General features: G+C 58.6%; 20 protein-coding genes and 1 pseudogene. 7 read left to right on the top strand and 14 right to left on the bottom strand.

Annotated features, from left to right (window positions below):
- Positions 1-8 precede the first annotated feature (8 nt).
- The 3 genes from QSK07_RS14620 to QSK07_RS14610 are packed head-to-tail and all read left to right on the top strand — an operon-like array spanning position 9 to position 1487.
- On the top strand, positions 9-446 hold the full coding sequence (locus QSK07_RS14620) for a PTS sugar transporter subunit IIA (protein ID WP_285721824.1): 438 nt from the start codon (positions 9-11) through the stop codon (positions 444-446).
- On the top strand, positions 443-1066 hold the full coding sequence (locus tag QSK07_RS14615) for a P-loop nucleotide/nucleoside kinase family protein (protein WP_285721823.1): 624 nt from the start codon (positions 443-445) through the stop codon (positions 1064-1066). Before QSK07_RS14620 ends, QSK07_RS14615 begins: the two co-directional genes overlap by 4 nt.
- A complete protein-coding gene (locus QSK07_RS14610; protein WP_285721822.1) occupies positions 1035-1487 on the top strand; it encodes a thiol-disulfide oxidoreductase DCC family protein in 453 nt (150 codons plus the stop codon). The genes QSK07_RS14615 and QSK07_RS14610 overlap by 32 nt, the downstream gene beginning before the upstream one ends.
- Here the strand turns inward: QSK07_RS14610 and QSK07_RS14605 are convergent.
- On the bottom strand, positions 1471-2412 hold the full coding sequence (locus QSK07_RS14605; RefSeq protein ID WP_285721821.1) for a quinone oxidoreductase family protein: 942 nt from the start codon (positions 2410-2412) through the stop codon (positions 1471-1473). The genes QSK07_RS14610 and QSK07_RS14605 overlap by 17 nt on opposite strands.
- A gap of 73 nt (positions 2413-2485) precedes the next feature.
- On the opposite strand from QSK07_RS14605, the gene QSK07_RS14600 reads away from it, so the two are divergent.
- Both QSK07_RS14600 and psrA read left to right on the top strand, forming a co-directional pair.
- The gene (locus QSK07_RS14600) at positions 2486-2980 is read left to right on the top strand and encodes a MarR family winged helix-turn-helix transcriptional regulator (protein WP_033732652.1); all 495 of its coding nucleotides are present in this window, start codon (positions 2486-2488) and stop codon (positions 2978-2980) included.
- A gap of 14 nt (positions 2981-2994) precedes the next feature.
- A complete protein-coding gene (psrA, locus tag QSK07_RS14595; RefSeq protein WP_285721820.1) occupies positions 2995-3894 on the top strand; it encodes an L-proline-binding transcription factor PsrA in 900 nt (299 codons plus the stop codon).
- Here psrA and QSK07_RS14590 read toward each other — a convergent pair.
- The 5 genes from QSK07_RS14590 to QSK07_RS14570 all read right to left on the bottom strand — a co-directional run bounded on the left by QSK07_RS14590 (position 3869) and on the right by QSK07_RS14570 (position 7731).
- Positions 3869-4678, bottom strand: coding sequence for a substrate-binding domain-containing protein (locus QSK07_RS14590; protein WP_285721819.1), 810 nt, complete (start codon positions 4676-4678; stop codon positions 3869-3871). The two genes, psrA and QSK07_RS14590, sit on opposite strands and share 26 nt — an antisense overlap.
- 10 nt (positions 4679-4688) lie before the next feature.
- Complete coding sequence (locus QSK07_RS14585) at positions 4689-5996, bottom strand: MFS transporter (protein WP_285721991.1); 1308 nt, start codon at positions 5994-5996, stop codon at positions 4689-4691.
- A gap of 320 nt (positions 5997-6316) precedes the next feature.
- Positions 6317-7027, bottom strand: a complete 711-nt coding sequence (locus tag QSK07_RS14580) for an ArsR/SmtB family transcription factor (RefSeq protein ID WP_285721818.1) — start codon at positions 7025-7027, stop codon at positions 6317-6319.
- Between the two features lie 4 nt (positions 7028-7031).
- A complete protein-coding gene (locus tag QSK07_RS14575) occupies positions 7032-7415 on the bottom strand; it encodes an amino acid-binding protein (RefSeq protein WP_285721817.1) in 384 nt (127 codons plus the stop codon).
- 1 nt (position 7416) lies between these two features.
- Positions 7417-7731: an antibiotic biosynthesis monooxygenase family protein gene (locus QSK07_RS14570; protein WP_285721816.1), complete on the bottom strand. Its 315-nt coding sequence runs from the start codon at positions 7729-7731 to the stop codon at positions 7417-7419.
- 254 nt (positions 7732-7985) lie between these two features.
- Between QSK07_RS14570 and QSK07_RS22860 the strand changes: the two are divergent.
- Positions 7986-8241 (top strand): annotated as a pseudogene (locus QSK07_RS22860) (dihydrodipicolinate synthase family protein); the annotation flags it as partial.
- Between the two features lie 12 nt (positions 8242-8253).
- Here the strand turns inward: QSK07_RS22860 and QSK07_RS14565 are convergent.
- The 3 genes from QSK07_RS14565 to QSK07_RS14555 form a co-directional block, all read right to left on the bottom strand.
- Positions 8254-8748 (bottom strand): P-loop nucleotide/nucleoside kinase family protein, encoded by a 495-nt coding sequence (locus QSK07_RS14565; protein WP_285721815.1) that lies wholly within the window; start codon positions 8746-8748, stop codon positions 8254-8256.
- 309 nt (positions 8749-9057) lie between these two features.
- Positions 9058-9297 (bottom strand): hypothetical protein, encoded by a 240-nt coding sequence (locus QSK07_RS14560; RefSeq protein WP_098050538.1) that lies wholly within the window; start codon positions 9295-9297, stop codon positions 9058-9060.
- Between the two features lie 263 nt (positions 9298-9560).
- The gene (locus tag QSK07_RS14555) at positions 9561-9890 is read right to left on the bottom strand and encodes a cupin domain-containing protein (RefSeq protein WP_098050537.1); all 330 of its coding nucleotides are present in this window, start codon (positions 9888-9890) and stop codon (positions 9561-9563) included.
- 139 nt (positions 9891-10029) lie between these two features.
- Here QSK07_RS14555 and QSK07_RS14550 point away from each other — a divergent pair, with 139 nt between their 5' ends.
- Positions 10030-10668 carry an RpiB/LacA/LacB family sugar-phosphate isomerase gene (locus QSK07_RS14550; RefSeq protein WP_285721814.1) on the top strand — a complete coding sequence of 213 codons (639 nt, stop codon included), beginning with the start codon at positions 10030-10032 and terminating at the stop codon, positions 10666-10668.
- Positions 10669-10737: 69 nt separating this feature from the next.
- On the opposite strand, the gene QSK07_RS14545 is transcribed toward QSK07_RS14550, so the two are convergent.
- Genes QSK07_RS14545 through QSK07_RS14525 form a run of 5 tightly spaced genes read right to left on the bottom strand, consistent with a single transcriptional unit; the run spans position 10738 to position 15795 of the window.
- Positions 10738-11490, bottom strand: a complete 753-nt coding sequence (locus QSK07_RS14545) for an ABC transporter ATP-binding protein (RefSeq protein WP_285721813.1) — start codon at positions 11488-11490, stop codon at positions 10738-10740.
- Positions 11491-11500: 10 nt separating this feature from the next.
- Positions 11501-12367 carry an ABC transporter ATP-binding protein gene (locus tag QSK07_RS14540; protein ID WP_285721812.1) on the bottom strand — a complete coding sequence of 289 codons (867 nt, stop codon included), beginning with the start codon at positions 12365-12367 and terminating at the stop codon, positions 11501-11503.
- Positions 12339-13244, bottom strand: coding sequence for an ABC transporter permease (locus QSK07_RS14535; RefSeq protein ID WP_285721811.1), 906 nt, complete (start codon positions 13242-13244; stop codon positions 12339-12341). Before QSK07_RS14535 ends, QSK07_RS14540 begins: the two co-directional genes overlap by 29 nt.
- A complete protein-coding gene (locus QSK07_RS14530; RefSeq protein ID WP_285721810.1) occupies positions 13241-14272 on the bottom strand; it encodes an ABC transporter permease in 1032 nt (343 codons plus the stop codon). The genes QSK07_RS14535 and QSK07_RS14530 overlap by 4 nt, the downstream gene beginning before the upstream one ends.
- Complete coding sequence (locus QSK07_RS14525; RefSeq protein WP_285721989.1) at positions 14269-15795, bottom strand: ABC transporter substrate-binding protein; 1527 nt, start codon at positions 15793-15795, stop codon at positions 14269-14271. The genes QSK07_RS14530 and QSK07_RS14525 overlap by 4 nt, the downstream gene beginning before the upstream one ends.
- Between the last annotated feature and the right edge of the window lie 117 nt (positions 15796-15912).

The following is a 15912-nucleotide window of genomic DNA, read 5'->3' as shown; positions in this document are numbered from 1 at the left end:
GAGAGCTGATGACGATTAAGCAATTATTGCAGGAGGCCAACGCCATTCAGATTGGCATTGACGCCACGGACTGGCGTCAGGTTATCGCGCTGGCCGCCGAACCGCTGGTCAGCGGCGGTTATCTTGATGCCACCTATCCTGATGCCGTGATCGCCAATACGCTGGCTCACGGTGCGTATTATGTGTTTGAGGAGGGGATCGCCATTCCTCATGCGCGACCGGAAGCGGGGGTGATCCGCGACTGTTTCAGTCTGATTCTGCTGAATGAGCCGATCTCATTTGAGGGCAGTGATAAGGCGGACATTGTGATTATGTTTGGCGCACGCGACAGCAACGCGCATATCGAAGAGGGGATCCGCGCGATTGTGTCGCTGCTGGAGGATGAGGAGACGCTGGTCCGGTTACGCCGGGCCAGCAGCGTGGCGGAGGTTATCGATATTCTATGACGCAAAACATTCCCCCCAAACGTGTGGTGCTGGTTAACGGCATCCCCGCCTCAGGTAAAAGCACCCTGACGCACGCGCTGTCACAGCACTTTGGCTGGCCGGTACTGACCCTCGACAGTCTGAAAGAGCCGTTTATGTCCTGCTTTGCGCCGGTCGATCGCCAGTGTAACCGGCAACTGGGCTGCGCGGCTTACCAGGCGATCTGGAACATTGTCGGCCAGGCTCCCGCCAGTCAGATCTGGCTGATCGACGCCTGGTTTGGCTTTCAGCCACGGACATTGCTTGAGCTGGGACTGAAACAGGCGGGCGTCGAAGAGGTGCTGGAACTGTGGCTGAAGATTGCGCCGGAGGTAGCGGTGGCGCGCTATCAGGCGCGGCTGTCGCAGCGGCTGCCTGGCCATCCGGGCGCTGAGTATCTGCCGGAGCTGCGCCAGCTGGCCCAACAGGCCCGGCCAATGGCGCTGGGACCGGTGTGTGAAGTGGATGCCTGCAACCAGGATCACGCGGCCGTTATCCACTGGCTGCACCAGCAACTGAACATAACCCGCTACACTTCAGCTCATCATCAGATGAGTGAGGAGTTGCAGCATGTCATCACCCCCGTATCTGCAAACCGGTGAAAGCGCCGTACTTTATGACGGCGTCTGTAAACTGTGTAACGGCTGGGTTCAGTTTCTGCTGCGTCACCATCTGGCGCGGCAGGTGCGTTTTGCCGCGGTGCAGAGCGAGCAGGGCAAAGCACTGTTGCGCTGGGCCGGGATGCCGGAAGAGAACATCAGCACCATTGTCTACATTGATGGTAATCAGCACTGGCTGCGGGCGCAGGCGGTTTTCCGCGTGATGCAGCTTCTGCCTCCCCCGTGGCGCGGGCTGGCAGTGCTGCGCCACTTTCCCGACGCGATCAGTAATTTTGCCTACGACCGCATCGCCTTAAATCGCTATAAGCTGTCTGGCCGCTACAGCAGGCAGCACGCCATCCAACCCGATTATCCGGGTCGATTTCTGCATGAGGTGGAGACGTCCGTTACATCGGAAAGGTAAAGACCGTGCGGAAGCGGCTGTCGTCGCTCTGCCAGGCCTCAGCGACCTCACAAAGTGGCCGTGGCTGGAAGGGGATGGCAAATCCATGTGACGCGGCGGCCTGCAGCATTTCCCCTATTGAGGCGATCAACTCACGGTCTGGAACGCTGCCCAGCCCGCTTCCCATCAGCGTTAAGCCAGATGAACGCAGCAGTTTACTGTGCAGAGAAATCTCCTGTCCGCTCAGCGAACCAATCTGGACAAAGCGAACCACCTTGTCACCACCGTGTACCGCCGCTGTCATGATCGCCAGTACACTCTCACCCCACAGATAATCCAGCACCACATCAACGCCTTCCGCCATCAGAGAAGGAAGCTCTGCGGATAATGCATCCAGCGTCAGTATGATATCAGCACCCTCACTCTGTAGCTGTTCCAGAGTCTCCCGGTTACGGCCTGTGGCAATGATTCTGCCTGCGCCCAGCGCACGGGCAATGCGGATCGCCAGACGTCCCGAGGTACCGGTGGCACCATTGATCAGCACGGTTTCGCCAGGACGCAGTGCCGCCCGACGGGTCAGCGCAGCCCAGGAGGACATGCCCGGATTCGCGAGAGCGGCAGCCAGTACCAGATCCAGACCGGCAGGCAGTGGAATAATATGTTCACTGTTGACCACAGTTCGCTCGGCCATGCTGCCCGCCGCGGCGTTAAACGTCAGAAAACAGACCGGCTCGCCAGTGTCGAGATATCCGGTACCGTCAATGCCGGGAATAAACGGATAGTGTGCCACAGAGCTGTAGTGGGTCCCTGCCGCGCGGGCCTTTGCCAGCTGGCTGAGTGCCACAGCGTTGACCGTCACCCGCTGCTGATGCTCACCGGGCTGGGGTTCCGGCATGTCGCCGTAGTAGGGTTGTGCGCCTGCCTGCCCGATTATTGCTGCTTTCATTATTTATCATCCTTCTGTTCAGGCGTTAATGGGTGTAAAGTACACACATTATTCCCGCCTCTGGATGGTGTCAATGAAAAGCGTGCAAAATACACATAAATACGATGCGCTGCATGATTGTCTGCTGACAATTGCGGGCGCGCTTAACCGGCCTCAGCGCGATATGGCGATGATTAAAGCGGCGGGTATTGAGCTGGATCGGGCACTGTTCCCACTGCTGGTTCAGGTCAGCCGGTTCGGGCCGATCGGCGTGGGCGAACTCGCCGATCGGGTGGGTCGTGATTACAGCACGGTCAGCCGTCAGGTAGCGAAATTAGAAGAGACCGGGCTGGTCGTTCGGCAGAAAAACCGTCAGGACAAAAGAATCAACGAAGCCGCAATTACCGCGGCTGGCAGGGCAATGACCGATAAAATCGATGCGCAACGTGTGCAGGTTTATCAGCGCATTTTCCTCCACTGGCCAGAGAGTGACCGCGAGACGCTGGAACAGTTGCTCAGCAAATTCGTTAGCGATTTCAGCCAGACGGAAGGCGATGAAAATGATGATGGCAAGCCTGATGCGGTTTAGGGGAAGAGGAATGTATGCCAGTTAATTTCGATCTCAACGATCTCTACGCATTTCGCGCGCTGGTGGAGTTTGGCAATTTTCGTCTGGCGGCGGAATCGATCTGCCTTTCGCAATCGGCGCTGAGCCGCCGCATCGACAAGCTGGAAACCACGCTGGGAATCAAACTGTTTGAGCGGACTACGCGCCGCGTCACGCTGACGCTGAAAGGGCATACGTTTGCTCAGCGTTCGGAGAAGCTGCTGGCCGATTTTGAAGAGGTGATGGCCGATCTGAGTGAAGTGAGCTTAGCCCGCACCGGTCTGATTACCGTGGCCTGTGTGCCATCAGCCGCCTACTACTTTATGCCCAGCATCATCCGGCTGTTTCAGGCGCGCTATCCAAAGGTGCGGGTGAAGCTGATTGATAGCAGCGCGGCCAACGTCTATGACGCGGTGATTGGCGGACAGGCCGACTTCGGCATCAGTTTTTCCAGCCGCTCGCAGCCGGATGTGCACTTCCAGCCGCTGATGGACGATCCTTATGTGGCGGCCTGTCGGCGTGACCATCCGATAGCAGGCAAAACGAGTGTGAGCTGGCAGGCGTTTTATCAGTATGAGTGGGTCGGACTGGATAAAACCTCCGGCAATCGCAACCTGCTGGACCAGGCGTTGCAGGCGATCATACCGGAGAAGCCCTGTGTCTGTGAAACCCGGCACGTGACCACCATGCTGGGGATGGTTGAGGCGGGGCTTGGCATTGCTGCCGTACCCACTATGTCGATGCCCGGCTACGATCACGCCCTGCTGATGGCGGTGCCGTTAACCGATCCGCAGGTGAAACGCACCGTCGGACTGCTGCGTAAAAATGGCCGGACGCTATCGCACATCGCGGGCGAACTGGAAAACCTGATTATTGAACAGTATCAGCGACTTTAGCCGGTTTTGACGCCTTCACGCTGTGCAGGCCGCTGGCGTGCACTGCCTGCTGTGCCTCAGGCGAAGCGAGCCAGTGCAGTAGCTTCGCCGCCTCGTCCGGCTGCGCTGACCTGCGTACTACGGCACCGGCGAAGCGGGTGGTGTACTGCAGCGTGTCCGGCAGTTCGCCAATAAACGTTACGCCGGAGACCGGCAGCAGTTCACTGACCTGCTGAAAGCCGATAGCGTATTTACCCGCTGCGACCTCGGAGGCCACCGGGATGCGCTCAACCTTCACCGCCTTCGCTTTCACCTGATCCTCAATGCCCAGTCGGCTGAAGAGCTGGCTGCTGACATATTTGCCGCTGGCGCTGTCGGAGTAGGCGATGGAAGAGGCGTTCAGCAGGGCGGTACGCAGCTCGCTTTCGCTACCGATTTTTACCGGTGTGGTGCCCTGTTTTATCACTGCACCGATGCGCGAGTCCGCCAGCTCTACCCGTGAACCCGGCAGCGTGGCGCCCTTTTTTTGCAGTTCGCTTAAGGCATCGCCAACCATAATCACCACATCAGCCGGTTCACCATGCGCCAGCCGCGCCGGAATCGCCTGTGGCGTCTTACCCATCGACGGACCGGCAACCGTGTCAATGGTGATCCCTTCACGCTGAGCAAAGCGTGGCGAAAGCGTATCCCATGCCGCTTTAAATCCGCCAGAGATCATTACCGTCAGCTCTTTTGCCTGCGCCGTGGCACTGCCCGCCACGCTGAACAGCAGGGCAGCGTACAGCGACATCGTTTTCAGTTTCATCTTCAGTTCCTCAGCTAACGGTTTTATGGGCAGCTAATACGGCACTGCGGGTGCGACGATAGAGATACAGGGTTGCGCCCAGCGCGCAGACAGCCGCAAAACTCATCCAGTAGCCAGGCGAGGCTTTGTCGCCGGTCAGCTCGATCAGGCCGGTCGACATCACCGGGGTAAAGCCACCAAATACCGCGGTTGCCAGGCTGTAGGCCAGCGAGAAGCCTGCCACACGGACTTCCCCCGGCATGATTTCGGTCAGCGCCGGGACCATCGCGCCGTTGTAGAGACCGTAAATCATCGAAAGCCATAGCAGCACGCCCAGCATCATAGAGAAGCCCGGTGCCGCTGCCAGCAGGCTCAGGGCCGGATAGCTGGTGGCGATCGCCAGAAGGGTCATGGCAACCAGGACAGGTTTGCGGCCAAAGCGGTCGGAGATCGCGCCGCCAATCGGCAGCCAGATGAAGTTCGACACCGCCACCAGCAGCGTCACCAGCAGGCTGTCCGAGGCGCTCAGCAGCAGGACTTGCTTGCCAAAGGTCGGCGCGTAAACCGTAATCAGATAAAACGCCGTGGTGGTCATCGCGACCATCAGCATCCCGGCAATCACCACCTGCCAGTGACTGAGCAGGATGCAGAACACCTGTTTCACATCAGGATGACTGCGGCGATTGCTGAACTCCTGCGTCTCTTCCAGCTTGCGACGCAGCACAAAGATAAACGGCACAATCAGGCAGCCAAACAGGAACGGAATACGCCAGCCCCATTCGCGGATAGCGCTCTCTTCCAGTACGGCGTTGAGGATAAAGCCTATCGCGGCCGCCACCATAATCGCGACCTGCTGACTGCCCGACTGCCAGCTGGTGTAGAAGCCTTTGCGGCCCGGCGTTGCGATCTCGGCCAGATAAACCGACACCCCGCCCAGCTCTGCACCGGCGGAGAAGCCCTGCAGCAGCCGACCGATCAGCACCAGCAGCGGTGCCCACAGGCCAATGCTCTGGTAAGAGGGGATGAGCACGATCATAAAGGTGCCCGCCGCCATGATGGAGAGCGTGACGATCAGCCCCTTGCGACGGCCGACCTTATCGATATATGCCCCCAGCACCACTGCACCGATGGGGCGCATCAGGAAGCCTGCACCAAAGACGGCAAAGGTCATCATCAGTGAGGCAAACTCACTGCTGGCCGGGAAAAAGGTATGGGCAATATAGGTGGCATAAAAACCGAACAGGAAGAAATCAAACTGTTCGAGGAAATTGCCCGAGGTAACACGAAATATAGCGCCAATCCTGGCGCGATGAGTCATGGGTGAGGTTGTCTGCATCAGTAACTCCAGTAAGGTATGACACTTTTTGCCGTGCCTGTGACTGAAGAGTGGATCAGCGCCCGGCGCTGAATAAGTGCAAAAATGACAATGATTAATGTGTGCGCCGCATGATTGCCTGGCGTTATCATTTAATAGCTCTATGATTCATAAGGTTATAGAAACTGCCGGTTTTGTCGGTGTGTTATTAGCTCTGAGGCGAGTTTGCGGAAATGTGACAGAATTCATAAGCCTGTTATGGGCTGATAAGGGGATTCCAGGCAGTCCGAGGCCGCCCGCGCAGAGCCTGGCAGCAAATGGGCTCTGAACTCAGGCGTGCTGTGTCAGCGAAGTGTGATATCGAAAACCTGACGTAAATGCCTGGCGCCCACCGCAGTAAACGTCACTTCACGGTAGCCGGGCTGTCGGGTGAGCCAGCCCTGCACCTCAAAGGCGGTTAACAGCGCTGCGCCCGCGTAGCCGCCGAGATGAAACCGGCGCTCACTCCAGTCGAGACAGCCACAGCACGATTTGCGGCGTCCGGGCTGCGACAGATCAATTCGCAACGCCGCAAACTGCTGTTGTCCATAAAGGGTGAGCGCGCTGCCCTCCGGCGTGATCCAGCCGTGCTGTGCCATTGCGGCGTAGATCTGCACCGCGACTTCACCCCCCAGATGGTCGTAGCAGGTGCGGGCAGTGCGCAGTGATGTTGGCGTCGTGCTCTGCGGCGCAGCGATCCGTCGCCACGACACCCCCATCATGTTCTCAATCAGCGTTGCGATGTCACTGCCTGTCAGCCGGTAATAGCGGTGACGGCCCTGTGCCAGACAGACGATCAGGCCGCTGTTAATCAACCGGTTCAGATGCGCGCTGGCGGTGGAGGGGGCAACATCGGTGACGGCGCTAAGTTCCGTAGCCGTCCAGGCGCGTCCATCCATCAGCGCTGACAGCATCTTTACCCGAGACGAATCGGCCATCGCGGCGGCGACGCTCACAATTGCGTGCTCAAGCGCGTCGCTGTCGTCAGTTGCGTGATGGTGTTGCTGTGTCGCCATCAGATTAGGGAGCCCATTCTGTGGTCAGCCCGGCGGCTGATTGATTGTTATCGGTGATCAGGATTAGCTGGTTAGCGTGATCGCTGTATTGCACCAGAATGTTGATCCCGGCATCGGCCAGGCGTGTCGTGATCGCCCCCAGTTCGCCAGGACGCTGCTGCGGTAGCCTGCGAATCAGCGGGACATTTACGGCCTTGACGGTGATCCCCTCCGCTTCCAGCACGGCACGAGCCCGTTCGCCTTCCGCAATCAGAAAATGGGCATGGCTCTGCGCACCACACGAGAACAGGCCGCCGCCTTCCAGTCCGATTGCATGGCGGCCCAGCAGCGTGGTGAGTCGGGAAAGGGTGCCTGGACTATTTTGCAGGATCACATGAATATCGAACATGTTAATTTACTCCCTGTTGTGAGGCATATTCTCTGACCAGCGCGGCGATGCGAATGCGATAACCGGCAAAGAGGGTATCACGACCTTCACGCTGCGCGGCCTGGTGGCAGAGGTTACGTTTCCACGCCTCTACCGCGGCGTCATCGCGCCACCAGGAGAGCGAGAGGATTTTTTTCTCATCACCCAGGCTCTGAAAGCGCTCAATAGAGATAAATCCATCAATGTCCTTTAACAGCGGACTCAGGTCGGCGGCCAGTTGCAGATAACGTATCTGGTGTTCGGGGCGGGCTTCAGCTTCAAACAGTACGGCAATCATCGCTATCTTCCTTCAGACAAGAGTAAAGAGGGTGAGGCACAAAAATAGCGGGTGGAGCAAACCGATGCTTCGGCCGGAAACGAAATATGGCTGTACGGACGAACATCAGCCAGGCAACGCATTTTTACGATGGAGCAGACGATATGTTCGGCGGACTCAGTGCTTTTCCCCTTACTCACTTTGCAGAGGGCAAACCCGATCAAGCGGCCTTCTGCGGCCTCTGAGCAGGCTGACGGAGGCAAAAGTCGACTCCGGTGTGCGGCGGGCTGTTTCCGCGCGTTGCAAAAGCGATGACCGATGCGGCAGCCGCAGGTGAGTATGCGAGCGTCAGAGCGCAGTCCGATCGTCCTGAGCCGTTGTGGGCACTGTACCGCCAGCACGGCGGCAGTTTCCGGGTAATCAGCGCTGCGGCAGGGCTGCTGGGGCTGACCGAACGCGACTGTTGTTGCCGCTTACGGCTGCCGATTTCGGGAGATTGCTGATGTGCTTGCCGCTCTCGATCTCTCCTGATAGCAGAAGACGTTAACCGTGGCGTACCAGGTGAAAGCCTTCTTCCTCCTGCGGCGCTTCAAAATAGCGGGTAATCAGCGTGAACTGCTCGTCCGTTGCGGCAAAGGCGTGTTCGCCGCCCTGATTACGGGCATGCAGACGCGATTTACACAGTGCGTCCGGCACGTCCAGATAATGCAGGCGATGATCAGCAGACGAGGCCTCTATCACTGAGCGCATCCAGTCACGATTTGCCCGGGTATTGGCCGGAAAATCGAGTACCACCGATACACCTGCGTTAAGCAGCGCCACCAGGTGGGGCGTCATCGCCTTCCTGAGTTTTGCCGTAACGCGCACGTAATCGGCCACTGAATGCATCTCGTCCTGCCAGATCGCGGCCAGCCACTGATCCTCGCTGATGACCACACAACCCGGTAAAGCGCCCAGTTCCGCTGCCAGCGTCGATTTCCCGGAGGCAATTTTTCCACACAGCAGATGCAGTGTGGCAGGTGCTGGGGTCATGATCATGTCACTCCTTTTACAGACGGGTAATAAACCGTGCGGCGAGTGTAAGGCGCGTCACGCCGATGCGCGATTCAGGCTAACAAAAGCAGTGAGGGATAAGCAATCAGAGGCTGGGAGGGCTTGTGAGTAATCCCGGATTAACCGCCTGGAACAGCATCCGCTGATGTGGGCAATCTGGCGTTGGGAACAACAGGCAATGTTTACATGAAAATGAATACGCCTGAACGTCGAAGTGCGGTCAGGCGAATGTCCGGAGTAGTAATAAAGGTCCTGAAGCGTAGTGAATCAGCGTTAAACCGCCAGCCACAGGCTTCATTTTTGTGCCATCAGTAGCGTCAGCAGTTCACGGCAGCACGCTTCTTCTTCAGCACTGTCCGCAGAGGCCAGATGACGCAGCAGTTCCATGCAGCTTTTTTCCTTACCTGCTTCCATCAATTCTTCAATCAGAAAGTTAAGCTTGTCCTGTTCAGAGGCGTCAAAGGATGATGTGAACTCATTTTTGACCGGGATGGTATGGTTCACCGGCAGGGTCAGCGTGTTTTGCATTGGCATATTATTGTCCTGTTTCGGGTTAAAAAATGCACTGGTGTTGCTATTAAACTTATACAACGATCCGTATTTTGTACAGAAATCTGCTGAATGATTTTTAACCCAGCGCTAAGCGCAGCGCGGCCGCAGAGGAAGTGCTGGCTAATCATTCAGTTAGAAGTGAAGGGAATTTCAGAAAAATTACACCGGCTTTAAGTCAAATCCGGCGGGCAGGGAAAAGACACAGCACAGGTCAGTGCGACAAGCGGCCCATCGGGCCGCGTGAGTTATTTAGCAGCGAGGAAATCTTCGCGTTGTGGCGTAAAGGTATCCAGCAGCACGCCCGCCTCAAGACAGACACAGCCATGAAGCACATTGGGTGCTTTGTAGAGTGTGTCCCCCGCGGCGACTTCCCGTGTTTCACCCTCAATGGTGAAGGCAAAGCGTCCGCTCAGTACACAGGTCAGCTGCTCATGGGGATGGTGATGCAGCGGGCCAGTCGCCCCTTTTTCAAAACGGACTTCAACCGCCATCATTGTGCCGCCATGCGCCAGCACGCGGCGGGTCACGCCACCACCCAGATCGTCCAGTGGCTGGTCTTTATGATAGATAAACATCGGAATCCTCATGCGGTAACAGGCACTGCAATGGCCATTTTGTGATGGCTCTCACAGCGCGCAGGTGAATTAGCCCATGCACTTTAGTGCTTTTCCATTAAAATGAAACAGTGTTTCAATTAATTTATAGGGGGAGATCATGAAAATCGCATTAATGATGGAAAACAGCCAGGCCGCTAAAAACGTTACCGTGCTGAAAGAACTGGAAGGCGTCGCACAGCCACTGGGCCATCAGGTCTTTAACGTCGGGATGAGCGATGAGCAGGATCACCATCTGACCTACATTCATCTTGGTATTCAGGCCAGCATACTGCTCAACAGCCAGGCGGTGGATTTCGTGGTCGCGGGCTGCGGTACCGGACAGGGCGCGCTGATGTCGCTGAACCTCCATCCGGGCGTGGTCTGCGGCTACTGTATCGATCCGGCGGATGCTTACCTGTTTGCGCAGATCAACAACGGTAATGCTTTATCCCTCCCATTTGCTAAAGGGTTCGGCTGGGGTGCAGAACTGAATCTGCGCTTTATCTTTGAAAAAGCGTTCACCGGCGAGAAGGGCAATGGCTATCCGCCAGAGCGTAAAGAGCCGCAGGTACGCAATGCCGGTCTGCTGAACCAGGTTAAGGCTGCGGTGATCAAAGATAACTATCTCGACACGCTGCGTGCTATCGATCCTGAACTGGTGCGTACCGCCGTCAGCGGCCCGCGTTTCCAGCCGTGCCTGTCTGAGCATGGCAAAAATGAGGAGATCGTTGCCTTTGTGCGTCAGCTGACGCACTAAGCCATCCGATTTCACGAGGCCGGTCTGACCGGCCTTTTTTTTATTCTCTCTCACGATCTCCGCTGACTTTCAGCCTGCTGCATGAGTGTGGCGACTCGCCTCGACCAGCATCCGCGTGTAGGGCATAGCAGCGCGATCCGCCACCAGCGTCGGTACATCCAGCGTCTCCAGCACTTTGCCCTGTTGCATCACCGCCACGCGATGGCAAAGGTGCGCCACCACACCGAGATCGTGTGTCACCATCAGATAGGTGAGATTCTCCTGTTGCTGAAGATCGCTGAGCAGATTCAGGATCTCCGCCTGCACCGACACATCCAATGCAGAAGTCGGTTCATCCAGCAGCAGTACGCGCGGCGCTAAAATCAGCGCCCTGGCAATCGCCACGCGCTGACGCTGGCCTCCTGAAAGCTGGTGCGGATAGCGCGTCTGCCAGGCGCGATTCAGCCCGACCTTCTCCAGCATCGCCACCACCCGCTGCTGGCGCTGCCCGAGCCCCTGAATCTGTAACGGCTCTTCAAGAATGTCGCCCAGCGTGTGACGCGGATGCAGCGAACCGTAAGGGTCCTGAAACACCATCTGCACCCGACGACAGCGCGCCCGATCGATGCGGTGCGTCAGCGGCTGGTCATCAATGCTCAGCTCTCCCTGCCAGTGAGTAAATAATCCCGCCAGGCACTTCAGCACCGTAGTTTTACCCGAGCCCGACTCGCCCACCAGCCCGAAAATTTCACCCTGTTTCACCTGCAGATTTACGTCGAACAGCACCTGACTCCGGCGATCGTCATCACCAAAACTCAGGCTGAGATTTTTCACATCAATCATCGCGAACTCCTTAGTCCATCAACCAGCTGGCATGACGTTGTAACACCGGCAGACGTGTACGGCGGTGATCAAGGTCGGGCAGTGCCGCCAGCAATCCCTGCGTATAGGGATGCTGGGCATGGTCAAGCTCACTGGCGGCCAGCGACTCCACCACGCGTCCGGCGTACATCACCAGCACCCGATCGCAGAAGCTGCGCACCAGACTGATGTCGTGGCTGATAAAAATCAGTCCCAGCCCGCGCGCCTTCACCAGATCGTCCAGCAGCGCCAGCACCTGCAGACGCACCGAGACATCCAGCGCAGAAGTCGGCTCATCGGCAATCACCAGTTCCGGCTCAGTGATCAGCATCATAGCGATCATCACGCGCTGCCCCTGACCGCCAGAAATTTCATGCGGATAGCGCTGATAAACTCGTTCAGGATCGCGGATCTGCACCTCCTCCAGCATCGCCAGCGTTCGCTGGCGCGCCGCCGCTTTCTGGCCGCGATGATGACTGCGCCAGGCTTCGGCGATCTGCTCGCCCACCCTAATCACCGGGTTCAGGGAATATTTCGGGTCCTGCATAATCATGGAAATGCGTTTGCCGCGAATGGCGCGCATCTGCGCCGGGCTGGCGTGCAGCAGGTCAATATCACCAAACTGCATCCGGCTCGCCTCGATGCGCGCCCTGGCCGGATGCAACTGCAGCAGGGCGCGGCCCACGGTCGATTTACCGGAGCCGGACTCGCCGACAATCGCCAGCTTCTCCTGTCCGAGCTGAAAGGAGACGCCGCGCACCGCCGGGGTGATCTGGCGTCCGTTAACAAAGTTCACGTGCAAATCACGCACGTCGAGCAACGGCGAGGCGTTACTCACTGCGGGGATCGAGCAGGTCACGTAGGCCATCTCCTAAGAGGTTGAATGCCAGGCTGTTAATGAGGATCGCCAGACCGGGCACGGTAACCACCCACCAGCACTCCAGCATGTAGTTGCGGCCGCTGGCGATCATCGCGCCCCATTCCGGATCCGGCGGCTGCGCGCCCAGCCCGAGAAATCCCAGCCCGGCGGCGGTGAGGATAATGCCCGCCATGTTCATGGTGATGCGGATAATCACCGAGGGCAGGCAAAGCGGAATAATATGCTTCCACAGCACCCGCAGCGGCGACGCGCCCTGTAATCGCACCGCCGAGATAAAGTCCGCCTGGCGAAGCGACAGCGTTTCGGCACGCGCCAGACGGGCGATCGGTGGCCAGGCGGTGAGGGTAATGGCGATCACCACATGCTCCAGACCCGGCCCCAGCGCCGCCACAAACGCCAGCGCCAGTACCAGGCTGGGAAAGGAGATGAAGATATCGGTGACGCGCATCAGCACGCTGTCGACTTTGCCGCCAAAGTACCCGGCGGTGACGCCCAGCAGCAGGCCCAGCGGGCCGACGGTGATCGATACCAGCAGCACGATGTAGAGCGTAATGCGCGCGCCCCACACCAGACGGCTGAAGATATCGCGGCCAAACTCATCGGTGCCGAACCAGTGGGCCGCATCGGGCGGCATCAGGGCATTGTCCAGATCCTGAATCAGCGGATGCCAGGGCGCGATCCAGGGCGCAAACAGCGCCACGATGCAGAGCAGCAGCAAAATGCCGCCGCCGATGGCGGTCAGGGGATTACAGGCCATGCGCCACAGGAAAGTGCCGCAGTGAGCAGCAAATCGCCGACAGCGCGCCAGCCGTTCGCGGGTGTGTCCGGCAGAAGGGGTGTCGAAGGAGATCGTCATACTTTGGTCCTCGGATCGAACACCTGATAGAGCAGGTCGGCGATCAGGTTAAGCAGCACAAAGATCAGGCCGACCACCAGCACGCAGCCCATTACCGCATTCATATCGCCCAGCATCAGGCTGCCGGTGAGATAGGAGCCAAAACCGGGCCAGGAGAAGACCGTTTCAATCAGCACTGCGCCCTCCAGCAGCGAGCCATAGGCCAGCGCCACCACGGTCAGCAGCTGAACCAGAATATTGCGGAAGGCGTGCTGCCAGATCACCTGCCAATCGGTCAGGCCTTTGACCCGCGCGGTCAGAATGAACTCCTGCGACAGCTGTGCCAGCATAAAGCTGCGCGTCATACGGCTGATGTAGGCCATGGAGTGAAAGCCGAGCAGCGAGGCGGGCAGCACCAGATGATTCAGCGCATTCCGGAACACCTGACCGTTGCCCGCCAGCAGGGCGTCGATCAGCATAAAGCCGGTGCGACGCGGTACGACGCCATCCAGGCTGAAGTCCACCCGTCCTGCACCGCCGACCCAGCCGAGATGGGCATAGAACAGCAGCAGACCCATCATGCCAACCCAGAAAATCGGCGTGGAGTAACCGGCCAGGCTGAGCATCCGCACCACATAGTCGATGACGCTGTTACGCCGCGCCGCCGCCAGCACGCCAAGCGGCACACCGAGCCCTGCGCCAATTACAATTGCCAGCGTAGCCAGCTCAACCGTGGCGGGAAAAACGCGCAGGATGTCATGCACCACCGGCTGGCCGGTGAGCAGCGCGTGGCCCAGGTCGCCATGCAGCAGGGCATTAAGATAGAGGCCAAACTGCACCCACAGCGGTTTATCAAAGCCAAGCTGGTGGTAGACCTGCTGATAAGTGGCCTGATCGGTGTCAGGGCCGACTATCGCCAGCACCGGATCCAGCGGCATCACCCGGCCAATAAAAAAGGTCAGCAGCAGCAGGCCGAACAGCGTAATTGATACCTGTACCGCGCGATGGCTGATGCGGCGGCACTGATTTCGTGTCAGGGTCATCATCATGGTGTGCCTCCCGCCAGGGCTTCAGGGGTTTTCCAGACGTCGCGCAGGAAGGTGGTCGCGGAGGGATGGGGCTGATACGCCTGCACCCGATTACTGACCACCACGGAGTCGAGCATTTGTGATATCGGCATGAGCGCAGGCACCAGCTGGTCATAGCGTTGCTGGATGGCGAAGTAGTCCTGCTGCTGGCGTGTTTTGTCGCGTTCCACCAGCGCCTGATCGATCAGGCGGTTGAGCTGCGCGTCGTAGAAACCGGTTCGCCAGCCCTGGAAGTTGGTCAGCCGGGCGCTGTCGGCATTGTTCGGGTTGTAGACCAGCGCGCGAAGGCTGGAGTGGGGGTGCGGCTCGACGCCGCTGCCACCGCGTCCGACCAGCAGGCTGAACTGGCGATCGCGCATCGCGCCATAAATCTGGTTGCCGGTGCCGGTAATGATTTTTGCCCGGATGCCGCCCTGCAGCAGCGTTGACTGAATGGCGATGGCGATATTCAGGAACGGCTGATCGGCCAGCACCCGCAGCGTAGTGTCAAAGCCATCCGGATAACCCGCTTCAGCCAGCAGCGCACGAGCGCGCGGCACATCGAGCCGGTAACCGGGGTCGGGCAGCGTGGCGGGCATCCCCGCCTGTATCGGGCGCTGGTGCAGTTCGCCATAGCCGGTCATCAGGCTTTTATTAATGCCCTGATAATCGACCAGATAGCGGACCGCCTCACGCACCTTAATATTGTCAAAGCGTGGATCGTTCATGCTCATCGCCAGGTAGTAGATTGTTCCTTTTCTGACGGCATCTATGGTGAGGTCGGGATCGTGACGCAGAGCCCGCACGTCGGGGATTGCCATGTTGCTGGCGATATCGAGATCGCCTTTCTGCATCATCAGCCGCAGGGTCTGCGACTCCTGCAGGTGGCGGAACACCACCCGTGACATCTTCGCTGCGCCGCGCCAGTAGTCTGTCGCGCGACTCATGCGCAGCACATCTTTTGCCTGCCAGACATCCAGCCGGAACGGGCCGGAACCCGCTTCATGCGTGGTGAGCCAGCGGTTGCCCCAGTCGCCATCGACTTCATGCTGCTGTACCGTTTTGCGGTCCAGCACCACCATGCTGCCCAGCGCCGCCAGCGAGTAGATCACCAGCTGCGGATCGTTGGGTTTGGGCAGGGTGATCGCCAGCGTGCGGTCGTCGGGGGCGGTAATCATCTGGTCCACATTGTCGCGGCTGAAACCGTAGGACTTCCACACCGACGCCTGCGCCAGATTCAGGTGCAGCACCCGCCGCATCGACCAGACCGCATCAGCGCTGGTGAGCGGATTGCCGGAGTGAAACCTGACGTTGTCGCGCAGGTGGAAGGTCAGGGTGCGGTTATCCGGACTGACTGACCAGCGTTCCGCCAGCGCCGGGCGCACCTCGGTGAGCTGCTGCGGATTCAGCTCCACCAGGCCGTCATAGAGATTCACCACAATACCGACCACCTCGTTACCGGTCATCGCGGCCGGATCCAGGGTGAGCAGGTTGTTCATATTCATGCCGACGATCAGCTGGTCATCCGGGGTCTTTGCCTGGATTGGCGCGCTCGTGAGCACCAGCAGCGTGATCAGCCACGCACCACATCGTTGTGTCAGGGTCATAGGTAAAGTCCAGCA

The organism is Pantoea sp. QMID4, from assembly GCF_030270445.1.
Classification (GTDB): Bacteria; Pseudomonadota; Gammaproteobacteria; order Enterobacterales; family Enterobacteriaceae; genus Pantoea; species Pantoea vagans.
Note: the sequence above shows the minus strand (reverse complement) of the source record. Positions and strands in the feature narration are given on the sequence as shown.

What these genes read in the sequence shown, in the direction of transcription:
- QSK07_RS14600 (WP_033732652.1), top strand. Translation starts at nt 2,486, where the DNA reads ATGAAAAGCGTGCAAAATACACATAAATACGATGCGCTGCATGATTGT.
- QSK07_RS14580 (WP_285721818.1), bottom strand. Translation starts at nt 7,027, where the DNA reads ATGGCGACACAGCAACACCATCACGCAACTGACGACAGCGACGCGCTT.
- QSK07_RS14615 (WP_285721823.1), top strand. Translation starts at nt 443, where the DNA reads ATGACGCAAAACATTCCCCCCAAACGTGTGGTGCTGGTTAACGGCATC.
- QSK07_RS14605 (WP_285721821.1), bottom strand. Translation starts at nt 2,412, where the DNA reads ATGAAAGCAGCAATAATCGGGCAGGCAGGCGCACAACCCTACTACGGC.
- QSK07_RS14555 (WP_098050537.1), bottom strand. Translation starts at nt 9,890, where the DNA reads ATGTTTATCTATCATAAAGACCAGCCACTGGACGATCTGGGTGGTGGC.
- QSK07_RS14545 (WP_285721813.1), bottom strand. Translation starts at nt 11,490, where the DNA reads ATGATTGATGTGAAAAATCTCAGCCTGAGTTTTGGTGATGACGATCGC.
- psrA (WP_285721820.1), top strand. Translation starts at nt 2,995, where the DNA reads ATGCCAGTTAATTTCGATCTCAACGATCTCTACGCATTTCGCGCGCTG.
- QSK07_RS14565 (WP_285721815.1), bottom strand. Translation starts at nt 8,748, where the DNA reads ATGATCATGACCCCAGCACCTGCCACACTGCATCTGCTGTGTGGAAAA.
- QSK07_RS14550 (WP_285721814.1), top strand. Translation starts at nt 10,030, where the DNA reads ATGAAAATCGCATTAATGATGGAAAACAGCCAGGCCGCTAAAAACGTT.
- QSK07_RS14590 (WP_285721819.1), bottom strand. Translation starts at nt 4,678, where the DNA reads ATGAAACTGAAAACGATGTCGCTGTACGCTGCCCTGCTGTTCAGCGTG.
- QSK07_RS14620 (WP_285721824.1), top strand. Translation starts at nt 9, where the DNA reads ATGACGATTAAGCAATTATTGCAGGAGGCCAACGCCATTCAGATTGGC.
- QSK07_RS14525 (WP_285721989.1), bottom strand. Translation starts at nt 15,795, where the DNA reads ATGAATATGAACAACCTGCTCACCCTGGATCCGGCCGCGATGACCGGT.
- QSK07_RS14530 (WP_285721810.1), bottom strand. Translation starts at nt 14,272, where the DNA reads ATGATGATGACCCTGACACGAAATCAGTGCCGCCGCATCAGCCATCGC.
- QSK07_RS14560 (WP_098050538.1), bottom strand. Translation starts at nt 9,297, where the DNA reads ATGCCAATGCAAAACACGCTGACCCTGCCGGTGAACCATACCATCCCG.
- QSK07_RS14575 (WP_285721817.1), bottom strand. Translation starts at nt 7,415, where the DNA reads ATGTTCGATATTCATGTGATCCTGCAAAATAGTCCAGGCACCCTTTCC.
- QSK07_RS14610 (WP_285721822.1), top strand. Translation starts at nt 1,035, where the DNA reads ATGTCATCACCCCCGTATCTGCAAACCGGTGAAAGCGCCGTACTTTAT.
- QSK07_RS14535 (WP_285721811.1), bottom strand. Translation starts at nt 13,244, where the DNA reads ATGACGATCTCCTTCGACACCCCTTCTGCCGGACACACCCGCGAACGG.
- QSK07_RS14570 (WP_285721816.1), bottom strand. Translation starts at nt 7,731, where the DNA reads ATGATTGCCGTACTGTTTGAAGCTGAAGCCCGCCCCGAACACCAGATA.